Genomic DNA, 13248 nt, shown 5'->3' with positions numbered 1-13248 from the left:
GCTACTTGTCGATGTCGCCGACGACGAAGAACATCGAGCCCAGGATGGCGATCATGTCGGCGACCAGGTTGCCGGGCAGCAGCTCCGACAGCACCTGGACGTTGTTGTACGAGGCCGAGCGCAGCTTCAGCCGCCACGGCGTCTTCTCGCCCCGCGAGACGAGGTAGTAGCCGTTGATGCCGAGCGGGTTCTCCGTCCAGGCGTAGGTGTGCCCCTCGGGGACCTTGAGGACCTTCGGCAGCCGCTGGTTGATCGGCCCGGGCGGCAGCTCGGCGAGTCGGTCCAGGCAGGCGTCGGCGAGGTCGAGCGAGGCGTGCACCTGGTCGAGGAGGCATTCGAAGCGGGCCAGGCAGTCGCCCTCGGTACGGGTCACGACCCGCGTGTCCAGCTCGCCGTACGCCAGGTACGGCTCGTCCCGGCGCAGGTCGAAGTTTACGCCGGCGGCGCGCGCGATCGGGCCGGAGACGCCGTACTGGAGGATCTGCTCGCGGGTGAGGACGCCGACGCCGCGGGTGCGGGCGCGGAAGATCTCGTTCCCCATGATCAGTTCGTCGATGTCGGCCATCCCGGCCCGCACGCCCGCGACCGCGGTCCGGACGCGGTCGCGCCAGCCGGCCGGCGGCTCCTCCTTGAGCCCGCCGACGCGGTTGAACATGTAGTGCATCCGGCCGCCGGAGATCTCCTCCATCACCCGCTGGAGCGTCTCCCGCTCCCGGAACGAGTAGAAGATCGGCGTCATCGCGCCCACTTCGAGTGGGTACGAGCCGAGGAACATCAGGTGGTTGAGCACCCGGTTCAGCTCGGCCAGCAGCGTCCGCGTCCAGACCGCGCGGGGCGGCACCTCCATGCCCAGCATCCGCTCGACGGCGAGCACCACGCCGAGCTCGTTGGAGAACGCCGACAGCCAGTCGTGCCGGTTGGCCAGCACGATGATCTGCCGGAAGTCGCGGACCTCGAACAGCTTCTCGGCGCCGCGGTGCATGTAGCCGATGATCGGTTCGGCCGCCTTGATCCGCTCGCCGTCCAGGGCCAGCCGCAGCCGCAGCACGCCGTGCGTGGACGGGTGCTGCGGGCCGATGTTGAGGATCATGTCCTCGGTGGCCAGCTCGCCGGCGCCGGCGCCGGCGCCGACCCCGACGATCCGTTCGGTGGTCATGGCCGTGCCCCGTCCCGCTTCCCCGGGTACCAACGCGTCACACGTCATATCGTGCCATGCTCAAGGCTCGCGGTACCGGGTCCGTTTCCTGTTGACTGGCCCTGTAATCGGAAGCAACCGACCGACCACCGCCGGAGTGAGATGAACCCGGGCCACGAGCAGCCGCCGCCGCAGGCGCCGGCGCAGCCGCCGCCCGCGCAGCCGGGCGCGGCAGTCCCCGTACACGCGGCGGGCGCCCACCAGGGCTACCCGGCCGACCATGCCTTCGCGCCCGGAGGGGGCCTGTCCTGGGCGCCCGTCTCGCGGCGCTTCACGTGGCACCGCCGCGTGTCCAGCCTGCTGACGGCCGTGCCGGTGGGGCTGATCGGGGCGCTGGTGGTGTTCCGCGGCGGCGGGACGGTCGCGATGGTGCTGTGGGCGGCCGCGGTGCTGCTGTCGGTGGTGCTCGCGTGGATCGTGGCCGAGCTGATGTACCGCTCGTACGGCTACGCCGAGCGCGGCGACGACCTCATCGTCACCCAGGGCGTGTTCGTCAAGCGGCTGATCGTCGTCCCGTACGGGCGGATGCAGTTCGTGGACGTGACCGCGGGCCTGCTGGAGCGGTGGATGGGCATCGCGACCGTGCGGATGCACACCGCGGCCGCGGCCACCGACGCCCGGATCCCGGGGCTGCCCGCCGCCGAGGCCGCGCAGCTGCGCGACCGGCTGGCGCGGAAGGGCGAGGAACGGAGCATGGGCCTGTGAGCGGCCCGTACGGCCCGCCACCGCCGCAGGGTCCGCGCCCGCCGTACGGTCCGCACCCGGGCCCGCCGCCGGGACGGCCGCCGTACGGCCCGTCCCCGCATCCGGGGTACGGCCCGTACGGCCCGCAGCGTCCGCCGCAGGGCCCGTACGGGCAGCCGGCCTACGGGATGCCGCCGGGCGGCTACCGGCCCGCGCCGCCGCCGGTGCGGTTCTCGGAGGGCACCCACCGGCTGCACTGGGCGACGGCGCCGCTGCGCGCCCTCGTCATCCTGATCATCTACTTCGTGCTGCTGGGCTTCCCGCTGCTGCTGACGCAGACCGACCAGGGCGTGGCGCTGGTGCTGTCGCCCGAGGTGGTGGTCAGGTTCACGGTCGTGACCGCGGTGATCGGCGTGATCGCGGTGGCCGCGGGCCTGTGGGGCTGGCTGGCGCTGCGCTTCCGGGTGGACGGCGACGACCTGGTGGTGGAGACGGGCCTGCTGCGCAAGCGCAAGCGGCGGATCCCGCTGTCGCGCGTCCAGGCGATCGACCTGGTCCGGCCGCTGGTGACGCGGATGTTCGCGCTCGCCGAGGTACGGGTGGAGCTGGCGGGCGGCGAGGCCAGCGGGATCGTGCTGCGCTACCTGGGCCGGCACACCGCGCAGCAGCTGCGCGCCGAGCTGCTCGCCCGCGCCGCCGGGCTGCCCGGCCACACGCCGGAGGCGCCCGAGCGGCCGCTGTGGAAGGTGCCGTTCGGTGCCCTGCTCGGCTCGCTGGTGCTCAAGCTGCCGGTGATCGGCACCGCGCTGGCGTTCCTGGCGTCGCTGTTCTTCCTGCTCCTGTTCGTCGAGGGCGGGATGCTGGTGGTGCTGATCCTGCTGCTGCTCGGGCTGATCCGGGCGGTGATCGCGCCGATGGTCATGTACGTGAACCACTCGGTCGCGATGTCGCCGGACGGCGTGCGGCTGCGGTACGGCCTGCTGGAGACCCGCATGCAGACGCTGCCGCCGGGCCGGGTGCAGGCGGTCGGCCTCGTCGAGCCGCTGCTGTGGCGGCCGTTCGGCTGGGCCCGCCTGGACGTGACCGTGGCCGGGTACGCGGGGGAGCGGCAGGCGCTGTCGTCGGTGCTGCTGCCGCTGGCGCCGCGCCCGGTGGCCGTCCACCTGATCTCGCAGATCTTCCCGGGCGCGAACGTGGACGCGGTGCCGCTGCTGCCCGCGTCGTCGCGTTCGGTGGCGCTGGAGCGGGCGGACGGCGCGGGCACGGACGACCATGTCTTCGTGACCCGCCGCGGCTGGCTCTGCCGCCGGACGGACGTGATCGCGCACGCCCGCGCGCAGAGCGTGCGGATGACGGTCAACCCGCTGCAGCGGATGCTGCGCCTGGCGACCGTCCGGGTGGACGCCCCGCCCGGCCCGGTCCAGGTGGCGGCGGCCGACCGGGAGCTGGGCGAGGCCCGCGCGATCGTCGAGTCCACGGCGTACCGCGCCCTGGCCGCCCGCCGCACGTCCAAGGACCCCGGCCGCTGGGCGCGCTGATCCCTCCAGGTCGGGCATATTGTCCGGGTATGAGCGATCTCGGCTATGACCCCTGGTCCGCGGCGTTCGTGGCGGACCCCTATCCCGCGCTCGCGGCGCTGCGCGCGGAGCGCCCGGTGTTCTTCCACGAGCCGACCGGGCAGTGGGTGGTCTCGCGCTACGCGGACGTGAACGCGCTGCTGCGGGACCGCCGGCTGGGCCGGTCGTACCTGCACGTGGCGACGCACGAGGAGTTCGGGCGGGAGCCTGAGGCGGCGTTCCTGGCGCCGTTCTGGGACCTGGTCAGGGCCGGGATGCTGGACGTGGAGCCGCCCGCGCACACCCGGCTGCGGCGGCTGGTGTCCAGGGCGTTCACGGCCCGGATGGTCGAGGGGCTGCGGCCGATGATCCGCGGGCTGGCCGAGGAGCTGGCCGGGAACCTGGCCGCCGCGGGCGGCGGCGACCTGCTGGCCGAGGTGGCCGAGCCGCTGCCGGTGAACGTGATCGCCGAGATGCTGGGCGTGCCGCGGGAGGACCGGCCGCTGCTGCGCCCCTGGTCGGCCGACATCTGCGGCATGTACGAGCTGAACCCGCCGGAGGAGGCGCAGCGCGCGGCCGTCCGGGCGGCCGTGGAGTTCTCCGACTATCTACGCGGGCTGGCACGTTCCAGGCGGGCCGCGCCGCGCGACGACCTGATCAGCGCGCTGGCGCAGGTGGTGGACGAGGGCGGCGACCGGCTGACCGAGGACGAGCTGATCGGGACCTGCGTGCTCCTCCTGAACGCCGGGCACGAGGCGACCGTGAACGCCACCGGCAACGGCTGGTGGTCGCTGTTCCGCAACCCCGGCGAGCTGGAGCGGCTGCGGGACGACCCTTCGCTGGTGCCGTCGGCGGCCGAGGAGCTGATGCGGTACGACACCCCGGCGCCGATGTTCGAGCGCTGGGTGCTGGAGGACATCGAGGTGGGCGGCGTCGCGATCCCGCGCGGCGCCGAGATCGCGCTCCAGTTCGCGTCCGCCAACCGCGACCCGGAGGTCTTCGCCGACCCCGACCGCCTGGACCTGGGCCGCGACCCGAACCCGCACATCACGTTCGGCCTCGGGATCCACTACTGCCTCGGCGCGCCGCTGGCCCGGATCGAGCTGGCGGAGTCGTACGGCGCGCTGCTGCGCCTGGCGCCCGGCATGCGCCCGGCGAGGGAGCCGGAGTGGAAGCCCGGGTTCGTCCTGCGCGGCCTCACGGCGCTTCACGTCGAGATCTGAACGCCCGCCAGGGACGCCGGCAGCGGCACGTCCACGGCCTGGACGAGCCAGCCGAACCCGCCCAGCCCGGCCGGGTCGATCAGCTCGGCGTCCGCGCCGGCGGCGCACAGCGCGGCGACGTAGCCGCGCGGGTCCCGGCCGGCCAGCGCCGCCGGCGGCCGCTCGCCGGTGAGGCCCAGCGCCCGCAGCGCCGCCCGCTGGGTGGTGAACAGCGAGGCGGTCGCCCCCGCCTGCTCGCCGGCCCGGGTGCAGGCGTCCAGCGCCACGTGCGCGGTCACGTCGCACGAGCCGTCCGGCACGGCGGGCACGGTCGCCCCGTCCCGGTAGCCGGTCAGCGTCCCGTACACGGGGCGGGTGGCGCGGCTGTGGGAGTAGTCCATGGCGACCGCGACGCCGCGGCGGAGGCGGCGCAGCACCGCGGCCCAGGCGTCGCAGCGGGGATGGCCGACCTCGGCGCGGTCGCCGGGCTCGCGCAGCGGCCACCAGCGCTCCAGCCAGTCGGCGTCCTCGCCGGTCGGCGGCGGGCCGGGCCGCTCGGTGCCGGTGGCGGGGTCGACCAGGACGGTACGGGGCCCGTCCGGGGTCTGCTCGACCACGTCCAGCGGGACGTTGTCGAGCCACTCGTTCGCGATGACCAGGCCGGTGATCTCGCCGGGGAGGGTGTCCCGCCAGCGGATCCGGTCCGGGATCCCGGCGGGCGGCGGCGCGACCTCGACGGCGGTCAGCGCGAGGCGTCCGGCCAGGTCGGGCGGGACGTTCGCGGTGATCGCGGCGAGCAGCCCGCCGCCGCCCGCGCCGACGTCCACGAGGTCGAGCCGGGGCGGGCGGCCGAGATCGGCGTCCACCTCGGTGAGCAGCCGGGCCAGCGCGGCGGCGAACCCGGGGGAGGCGTGCACGGAGGTGCGGAAGTGCTCGCCGGGACGCTCGCCGCGCCGGTAGAAGCCGTCCGGACCGTACAGGGCCCGCTCCATCGCGGTCCGCCATGTCACCCACGCCGCCACGCCTGCGACGTTACCGCGCCCGGGCCCGCGCGCGGCCATCCTCGCGGCGTACGGGCGTCCGACTTGGGGCTGATCCGGGGACCGGAAAGGCGAAATAGTCTCGTCGGCATGGTGGTCCGATGGTGGAACTGGGCTCGCGGCAAGAAGCCGCTCGTGGACGCGTTCCTCGCGATACCGCTCGTGCTTCTCGTGGCCTCGGGGTACGCCGCGGACGGCTGGGACATGTCCCGCCCGGCCTACCTGTCCCTCTCCGCCGCGCTCCTGCTGCCGCTGCTGCTGCGGCGGACGTACCCGCGCGCGGTCTTCGCGGTGATCTCGCTGGTGGCGTTCGGCCAGGCGATGGCCGGCCAGCCGCCGATCTCGGCCGACATCGCCCTCCTGCCCGCGCTGTACACGATGGCGGCCACCTGCGCGCTCCGCTGGAGCATCGCCGCCGCCGTGGTCGCCGAGGCCGGCGCGTTCATCGCGACGTTCGCCTTCATCACAGGCTGGGAGGACCAGCGCATCGGGCTGTTCACGCTGACGGTCGTGGTCGCCGGCGTGTGGCTGCTCGGGCTGTACATGCGGACCCGCCGCGAGTACCTGCGCTCGGTGGAGCTGCGGGCCGAGCGGCTGGAGCGCGAGCGCGACACCGAGGTGCAGATCGCGATGGCGGGCGAGCGCGCCCGGATCGCCCGCGAGCTGCACGACGTGGTCGCCCACAACGTCAGCGTGATCGTGGTGCAGGCGGACGGCGCCTCGTTCGCGATCGAGACCGACACCGAGCGGGCCCGCAAGGCGCTGGAGACGATCTCCGCGACCGGCCGCCAGGCGCTGGCCGAGATGCGCCGGATGCTGGGCGTGCTGCGGGAGAGCGACGACGCCGGGTCGTACGCGCCGCAGCCGGGCGTGGAGCAGCTCGCCGAGCTGGTCGAGCAGATCAGGGAGTCGGGGCTGCCGCTGGAGTTCGCGGTGGAGGGCGTGCCGCTGGAGATGTCGGAGGGCCGCCAGCTGACGATCTTCCGGATCGTCCAGGAGTCGCTGACCAACACGCTCAAGCACGGTGGCCCGCGCGCCACGGCGCGGGTATGCCTGCACTACGGTGACGACGCGATCGAGATCCGCGTCACCGACGACGGCCGCGGCGCCGCCGCCCGCGACGACGGGCGCGGGCACGGCCTGCTGGGGATGCGCGAGCGCGCCGCCGTCTACGGCGGCGGTGTCGAGGCCGGGCCGCGCCCGGGCGGGGGCTTCGAGGTGGTCGCGCGCATTCCGGTACGCGAGGAGGTCAGGGCATGAACGAGGGGTACGGGTCCACCGGCGAGTACGAGGTCCCGCGGCCGGTGCGGGTGCTGCTGGTGGACGACCAGGAGCTGGTCCGGACGGGCTTCACGATGGTGCTGGACGCCCAGCCGGACATCGAGGTCGCGGGCGAGGCCGGGGACGGCGCGCAGGCGCTGGAGCGGCTGCGGCACGCCGATGTCGACGTGGTGCTGATGGACGTGCGGATGCCCCGGATGGACGGGATCGAGGCGACCCGGCGGATCACCGCGGCCGGTACCGCCAAGGTGATCATCCTGACCACGTTCGACCTGGACGAGTACGCGTTCGCGGCGATCAAGGCGGGCGCGGCCGGGTTCCTGCTCAAGGACGCCGGCCCGGCCCAGCTGATCGAGGCGATCCGGTCGGTGCACTCGGGCGACGCGGTGGTGGCGCCGAGCACGACGCGGCGGCTGATCGACCGGTTCGCGGTGCACCTGCCGGCGGCGGACGAGCAGCGGGCGCACGGGGCGCTGGAGTCGCTCACCGCGCGCGAGGGCCAGGTGCTGCGGCTGGTGGCCCGCGGGCTGTCCAACGCCGAGATCGCGGAGCGCCTCTACGTGTCAGAAGCCACAGTAAAGACGCATATGGGGCGGATCCTGATGAAGCTGGACCTGCGGGATCGGGTCCAGGCGGTGGTCTTCGCTTATGAGACGGGTCTGGTCAAGAGCGGACAAAGCGATGACGTTGTGTAACGTACTGATTACCGTAAGATGACTTTTGGTGCGCGAACCCGGACTACCGTTTGCATTACCAATCAGTAGTTGAATAACTACCGTACGTGACGCCGCGTTCACCGCGGCGGACAGCGCATGTGAATGCAGGAAGGGCCGTTTCCGGCCCCCACGTACGGGAGGATCCACGTGCTCAAGAAGATCGCCGCGACCGGTCTGCTGACCTTCGCCGTCTCCGGCGCCATCATGACCGCCGCCGGTGCCGCGAGCGCCGACACCCACACGCACAACAACGACAGCGCCGTCTCCGGCAACCAGGTCGTCGCCCCCGTCACCGTGCCGGCCACCGTCTGCGGCAACGCCGTCCAGGTGATCGCGGTGCTGAGCGACGCGGCCGCCGGCTGCGAGGGCACCAACGACGTCAACACGCCGCACAAGGGCCACCACTCGTAACACCCCGCAACACCCCGCGGTGAAAAGCGCCGGCGGCCCCGCTCCGGGGGCCGCCGGCGCTTTCGCGTGCGCGCGGCCACGCTTGATCAGCCGAGGCGGCTACGGGCGCGTACGACTCAGGTCGTACGGCGGCCCCGCGACCCGCTCCTGATGCTGACGCCAAGCGTGGCCGCGCGGTCGATGGCACGGAAGGCCGCCGTTCCTAGCGTTGTCCATGGCCGGAGAGACCCGGCCCGGCACCCCGCCGCGACACCGCAAGCGACACCGAAGGAGCCACCGTGACCAGTACGTTCACCAACCCGCCCGGGCCGGCGCCGAGCGCGGGCACGGCCCCGCCCGCCGCGCTGGCCACCGAGGTGACCAAGGTGTACGGGTCCGGCGACGCGGCCGTGCACGCGCTGCGCGGGGTCACGGTCGGGTTCGCCCGCGGCGCGTTCACCGCGATCATGGGCCCGTCCGGCTCCGGCAAGTCCACCCTCATGCACTGCCTGGCCGGACTCGACACCGTCGGCGGCGGCCGGATCATGCTGGGCGACGCCGAGATCACCGGGATGAACGACCGGCAGCTCACGCTGCTGCGCCGGGAGCGGATCGGGTTCGTCTTCCAGGCGTTCAACCTGCTGCCGACGCTGACCGCCGAGCAGAACATCCTGCTCCCCTCCCAGCTGGCCGGCCGCAAGCCTGACCGGGCCTGGTTCGACCAGGTCATCGACGTGGTCGGGCTGCGGGACCGGCTGGACCACCGGCCGAACGAGCTGTCGGGCGGCCAGCAGCAGCGCGTCGCCTGCGCCCGCGCCCTGGTCTCCCGGCCCGAGGTGATCTTCGCGGACGAGCCGACCGGCAACCTGGACTCGTCCTCCAGCGCCGAGGTCCTCGGCTTCCTGCGCACCTCCGTCCGCGAGATGGGCCAGACCATCGTCATGGTCACCCACGACCCGGTGGCCGCCTCGTACGCCGACCGGGTGGTGTTCCTGCGCGACGGCGCGATCGTCACCGAGCTGCACGGGCCGACGCCCGACACCGTCCTGGACCGTCTCAAGAGCCTGGGCGGCTGACCGATGCTGAAGACGACACTGGCGGGCCTGCGGGCCCACAAGCTGCGGCTGCTGCTGACCGCGGTGGCCATCACCCTCGGGGTGGGGTTCATCGGCGGGACGTTCGTCCTGACCGACACGATGGACAAGGGCGTCCAGAAGACGTTCGCGAAGTCCGCCGGGAAGGTGGACGTGGCGGTGCTGCCGTCCGAGCAGGCCGAGAAGGACGAGCTGCCGGCGGAGCTGCTCACCAAGATCCGCTCGGTGCCGGGCGTGACCGAGGCGCGCGGCCTGGTCCGCGGCGACGCGCCGCTGATCGGCCGGGACGGCAAGGTGGCCGGCGACATGCCGACGGTGGGCCTGTCGATCCCCCGGGGCTCCATGCTGCGGTACGAGTTCGACAAGGGCCGGGCGCCGAACGGGCCGGGCGAGGTCGTCCTGGACTCGCGGCTCGCCGAGCGCGAGAAGTTCAAGGTCGGCGACTCCGTCACCGTCATGGACGCCAAGAAGGCGCCGCACCGGTTCACCGTGGTCGGCCTGATCGGCATCGGGCTGGACAGCGACGCGAGCTTCCGCGGCATGACCGGCTTCGACGACGCCACCGCGCTGCGGATGACCGGCGAGCGCACGTACGTGGAGATCGACGTCAAGGGTGCGAGCGAGGCCGCGGTCAGCGCCGCGATCGGCAAGGGCGACCACCGGGTCATGACCGGTGAGGAGCTGGCCGCCGACCTCGCCACCGCCGCCGGCGCCGACACGAAGGTCATCCGTACCGGGCTGCTGCTGTTCGGCTTCGTCGCCATGCTGGTCTCGGCGCTCGTCATCTACAACACGTTCTCCATCCTGATCGCGCAGCGGATGCGCGAGATGGCGCTGCTGCGCTGCGTCGGCGCCACCCGCCGGCAGGTCTTCGGGAGCGTCGTCGCCGAGTCCTTCGCCGTCGGCCTCGTCGGCTCGCTGCTCGGCCTGCTGGCCGGGCTGGGCCTGGGCGCCGGGACGCTGGGCCTGCTGAACGGGCTCGGCGTGGCCGGCCCCGCCGGTCCCGCGATGTCGGTCTCGGACGTCACGCTCGCGCCCCGCACCATCCTGATCGGGCTGGGCGTCGGCGTCGTGGTGACCGTCCTGTCCGCGCTGCTCCCGGCCCGCGCCGCCACCCGGGTCGCGCCCATCGCGGCGCTCCGCTCCGACCTGGAGCCCGGCAGCGGCCGGTTCCGGCTCGGCTGGGTCCGTACCGTCCTGACGGTGCTGTTCGGCCTGATGGGCGTGGCCCTCGCCGCGGCGGGCGCGCTCTTCATGGAGAAGGGCGAGACCTCGATGTACGTGGTCGCGGCCGCCGGCGCCCTGGTGTTCCTCGCCGTGATCGCGCTGATGCCCGCGCTGGTCCGCCCGCTGGGCCGGATCGTCGGCGCGCTGCCCGGCCGCGCGGCCGGCGTCCCCGGGCGGCTCGCGGTGGAGAACGCCCGCCGCTCGCCCCGCCGCACCGCCACCACCACGATCGCCCTCACCATCGGGGTCGGCCTGATGAGCCTGTTCGCGGTCATCGGCGCGAGCAGCAAGGCCACGTCCGACCAGCGGCTGGCCGACCAGTTCCCGATGGACTTCCAGCTCCAGACCCAGTACGGCAGCGAGGACCAGGCGGTCCCGCGCGCGCTGGGCGAGAGCCTGCGCAAGCGTCCGGAGATCGCCGCCGTGGTCGAGCTCCGCGAGGGCGACGCCGACGTCTCCGGCCGCGACGCCGGGGCCGGCACGATCACCCAGTCCGCGCTGGGCACCCTCGTCAAGCCGGAGTTCAGCAGCGGTTCGGTGCGCGACCTGCGGCCCGGGTCCGCCCTGATCGACGAGGACACCGCCAAGACGTGGAACCTGCGGGTCGGCCAGACCGTCACGGTCACGGCCGCGCCGGACGAGTCCGCGAAGACCCCCGGCACCGCCGCGGGAACGGCCCCCGGCGTCTCCCGCCCCGGAAACCAGGTGCGGATCGGCGCCGTCTACGGCGGCGACGTGCCGATCCACGGGCTGCTGCTCAGCGAGGCCGACTACGCCAAGGTGTACGGGCCCGCGACGGACCCGTACCGGATCTTCGCCAAGGCCGCCGACGGGGTCGCGGCCGGGAAGGCGCGGGCGGCCGTCGAGGACGCGGCCCGGCCGTACCCGGCGGTCAAGTTCACCTCGGCCGCCGAGCTGCGCGAGGAGTTCGGCAGCGCCATCGACACCATGCTGATGGTGTTCGGCGCGCTGCTGGGGCTGGCGATCGTGATCGCGCTGTTCGGGATCGCCAACACGCTGACGCTGTCGGTCGTGGAGCGCACCCGCGAGTCCGCCCTGCTGCGCGCGCTGGGCCTCACCAAGCGCCAGCTGCGCCGGATGCTGTCGGTGGAGGCGCTGGTCATGGCCGTGATCGGGGCGCTGACCGGGGTCGTGCTCGGGGTCGGGTTCGGCTGGGCCGCCACGATGTCGATGGGCGAGACGGCGGTGTTCTCGCTGCCGTACCTGCAGATCCTCGGCTTCATGGCGCTGGCCGGGGTCGCCGGGATGCTCGCCGCCGTGCTGCCGGCCCGGCGCGCGGCGAAGGCCTCGATCGTGGAGTCGCTGTCCTTCGACTGATCCGCCGGACCGGGACGGACTCCGCCCCCGCCGCTCGTACGGGATGAGCGGCGGGGGCGGAGCCGTTGGCGGAGTGACTGTCATCACTCCGCGCGACCAGCGCTACTCAGAGTTACCGCGCGGGGTCCGTTCGCGGCAAGTCATCTGCGGAAACCTCGCGGGAGTGTGGCGCCGGCGCCGACACTTACGTAACGTTCGGTAGTCGAATCATCGCCGGCACGTGAGGCCCCCCGCGGGTGCTGTGCCCCGCCGCACGCCCGGGTACGCTGGGTCGCGCACGTCCGGTACCCACCTTGAGGACTGGAACGAATTCATGGATCCACAGCGCACGGCCTCTTCCGGCGCGCCCGGAAACCCGGCGCGCCCCGAGGACCGGCCCGCCCGGCTGAGCGTCGGCGTGGTCGGCGCCGGCCGCGTCGGCACGGCGCTCGGCGCGGCCCTCGCGCAGGCCGGCCACCGCGTGGTCGCCGCGGCCGCGGTCTCCGACCGTTCGCTGCGCCGCGCCGAGGAGCGGCTGCCCGGCGCCGCGCTCGTCACCCCGCAGGAGGTGGTGGCGGCCGCCGATCTCGTCCTGCTCACCGTCCCCGACGACGTACTGCCCGAGCTGGCCGCCGGGCTGGTCGCCACGGACGTGCCGGTCACCGGCAAGCTGGTCGCGCACACCAGCGGCCGGTACGGCACCGCCGTCCTGGACCCGATCGCCCGCGCCGGCGGGCTGCCGCTGGCGCTGCACCCGGTGATGACGTTCACCGGCCGTCCCGACGACGTGAACCGGCTGTCCGGCATCTCGTTCGGCGTCACCGCCCCGGACACGCTGCGCCCGGTCGCCGAGGCGCTCGTCCTGGAGATGGGCGGGGAGCCCGCCTGGATCGCCGAGGACCGCCGCGCGCTCTACCACGCCGCCCTGGCCGGCGCCGCGAACCACCTGGTCACGCTGGTCGTGGAGTCGATGGACCTGCTGGGCCGCGCCGGCGTCCCCGAGCCGGGCCGGATGCTCGGCCCGCTGCTCGGCGCCTCCCTGGACAACGCCCTCCGCCTCGGCATCGACGGCCTCACCGGCCCGGTCGCCCGCGGCGACGCCGGCACGGTCGCCGGCCATGTCGCCGAACTGGAGCGCGTCTCGCCCGAGGGCCGCGGCGCGTACGTGGCCCTGGCCCGCCTGACGGCCGACCGCGCCCTCGCGGCCGGCCTCCTCAAGCCCGAGGACGCCGAACGCCTCCTCGAAGCCCTGGCCGACTGAACGAGCAAGGAGCGAAGGCACTGTGAGCGAGGGAAGGCGGCGCCTGAAGGCGTCCCGGAGGCGAGCGGGAGACACAGTGAGCGAGCTGGAGGGGCGCGGCGCGGCCTGGACTGAGGAGCGAGGGTCGAGTGACGAGGGAAGGCGGCGCCTGAAGGCGCCCCGAAGGTGAGCGGGAGACACAGTGAGCGAGCTGGAGGGGCGCGGCGCGGCCTGGACTGAGGAGCGAGGGACGAGTGATGAGGGAAGGCGGCGCCTGAAGGCGCCCCGAAGGCGAGCGGAGACGCT

11 protein-coding genes are annotated in these 13248 nt (G+C 73.7%); 9 read left to right on the top strand and 2 right to left on the bottom strand.

Translation table 11 applies throughout. From position 1 onward, the window contains the following. Position 1 precedes the first annotated feature (1 nt). Positions 2–1156 carry an NADH-quinone oxidoreductase subunit D gene (locus AB0881_RS21495; RefSeq protein ID WP_366619117.1) on the bottom strand — a complete coding sequence of 385 codons (1155 nt, stop codon included), beginning with the start codon at positions 1154–1156 and terminating at the stop codon, positions 2–4. A gap of 141 nt (positions 1157–1297) precedes the next feature. On the opposite strand from AB0881_RS21495, the gene AB0881_RS21490 reads away from it, so the two are divergent. Genes AB0881_RS21490 through AB0881_RS21480 form a run of 3 tightly spaced genes read left to right on the top strand, consistent with a single transcriptional unit; the run spans position 1298 to position 4658 of the window. After that, positions 1298–1900, top strand: coding sequence for a PH domain-containing protein (locus tag AB0881_RS21490; RefSeq protein ID WP_366619115.1), 603 nt, complete (start codon positions 1298–1300; stop codon positions 1898–1900). Then, positions 1897–3417 carry a PH domain-containing protein gene (locus AB0881_RS21485; RefSeq protein WP_366619113.1) on the top strand — a complete coding sequence of 507 codons (1521 nt, stop codon included), beginning with the start codon at positions 1897–1899 and terminating at the stop codon, positions 3415–3417. Before AB0881_RS21490 ends, AB0881_RS21485 begins: the two co-directional genes overlap by 4 nt. 29 nt (positions 3418–3446) lie before the next feature. Further along, positions 3447–4658, top strand: coding sequence for a cytochrome P450 (locus AB0881_RS21480; protein WP_366619111.1), 1212 nt, complete (start codon positions 3447–3449; stop codon positions 4656–4658). Here AB0881_RS21480 and AB0881_RS21475 read toward each other — a convergent pair. Next, entirely contained in the window at positions 4643–5659 is a 1017-nt protein-coding gene (locus AB0881_RS21475; RefSeq protein WP_366619109.1) for an SAM-dependent methyltransferase, read from the bottom strand. The two genes, AB0881_RS21480 and AB0881_RS21475, sit on opposite strands and share 16 nt — an antisense overlap. A gap of 108 nt (positions 5660–5767) precedes the next feature. Here AB0881_RS21475 and AB0881_RS21470 point away from each other — a divergent pair, with 108 nt between their 5' ends. The 6 genes from AB0881_RS21470 to AB0881_RS21445 all read left to right on the top strand — a co-directional run bounded on the left by AB0881_RS21470 (position 5768) and on the right by AB0881_RS21445 (position 12963). Then, positions 5768–6937 (top strand): sensor histidine kinase, encoded by a 1170-nt coding sequence (locus AB0881_RS21470; protein ID WP_366619107.1) that lies wholly within the window; start codon positions 5768–5770, stop codon positions 6935–6937. Further along, on the top strand, positions 6934–7653 hold the full coding sequence (locus tag AB0881_RS21465) for a response regulator transcription factor (protein ID WP_366619105.1): 720 nt from the start codon (positions 6934–6936) through the stop codon (positions 7651–7653). Before AB0881_RS21470 ends, AB0881_RS21465 begins: the two co-directional genes overlap by 4 nt. 168 nt (positions 7654–7821) lie before the next feature. After that, positions 7822–8085: a chaplin gene (locus AB0881_RS21460; protein WP_366619103.1), complete on the top strand. Its 264-nt coding sequence runs from the start codon at positions 7822–7824 to the stop codon at positions 8083–8085. A gap of 278 nt (positions 8086–8363) precedes the next feature. Beyond that, on the top strand, positions 8364–9140 hold the full coding sequence (locus tag AB0881_RS21455) for an ABC transporter ATP-binding protein (protein ID WP_366619101.1): 777 nt from the start codon (positions 8364–8366) through the stop codon (positions 9138–9140). Positions 9141–9143: 3 nt separating this feature from the next. Then, entirely contained in the window at positions 9144–11723 is a 2580-nt protein-coding gene (locus AB0881_RS21450) for an FtsX-like permease family protein (protein ID WP_366619099.1), read from the top strand. 313 nt (positions 11724–12036) lie between these two features. After that, positions 12037–12963 carry a DUF2520 domain-containing protein gene (locus tag AB0881_RS21445; RefSeq protein WP_366619097.1) on the top strand — a complete coding sequence of 309 codons (927 nt, stop codon included), beginning with the start codon at positions 12037–12039 and terminating at the stop codon, positions 12961–12963. The last annotated feature ends 285 nt before the right edge of the window (positions 12964–13248 follow it).

The sequence above is a fragment of the Spirillospora sp. NPDC029432 genome, assembly GCF_040703975.1.
Classification (GTDB): Bacteria; Actinomycetota; Actinomycetes; order Streptosporangiales; family Streptosporangiaceae; genus Spirillospora.
The sequence above is the reverse complement of the archived record's forward strand: the minus strand, read 5'-3'. Positions and strand labels throughout refer to the sequence as shown.

Bases quoted from the DNA above. Each gene is read 5' to 3' on its own strand.
- AB0881_RS21450 (WP_366619099.1), top strand. From the start codon at position 9,144: ATGCTGAAGACGACACTGGCGGGCCTGCGGGCCCACAAGCTGCGGCTG.
- AB0881_RS21465 (WP_366619105.1), top strand. From the start codon at position 6,934: ATGAACGAGGGGTACGGGTCCACCGGCGAGTACGAGGTCCCGCGGCCG.
- AB0881_RS21490 (WP_366619115.1), top strand. From the start codon at position 1,298: ATGAACCCGGGCCACGAGCAGCCGCCGCCGCAGGCGCCGGCGCAGCCG.
- AB0881_RS21445 (WP_366619097.1), top strand. From the start codon at position 12,037: ATGGATCCACAGCGCACGGCCTCTTCCGGCGCGCCCGGAAACCCGGCG.
- AB0881_RS21480 (WP_366619111.1), top strand. From the start codon at position 3,447: ATGAGCGATCTCGGCTATGACCCCTGGTCCGCGGCGTTCGTGGCGGAC.
- AB0881_RS21495 (WP_366619117.1), bottom strand. From the start codon at position 1,156: ATGACCACCGAACGGATCGTCGGGGTCGGCGCCGGCGCCGGCGCCGGC.
- AB0881_RS21470 (WP_366619107.1), top strand. From the start codon at position 5,768: ATGGTGGTCCGATGGTGGAACTGGGCTCGCGGCAAGAAGCCGCTCGTG.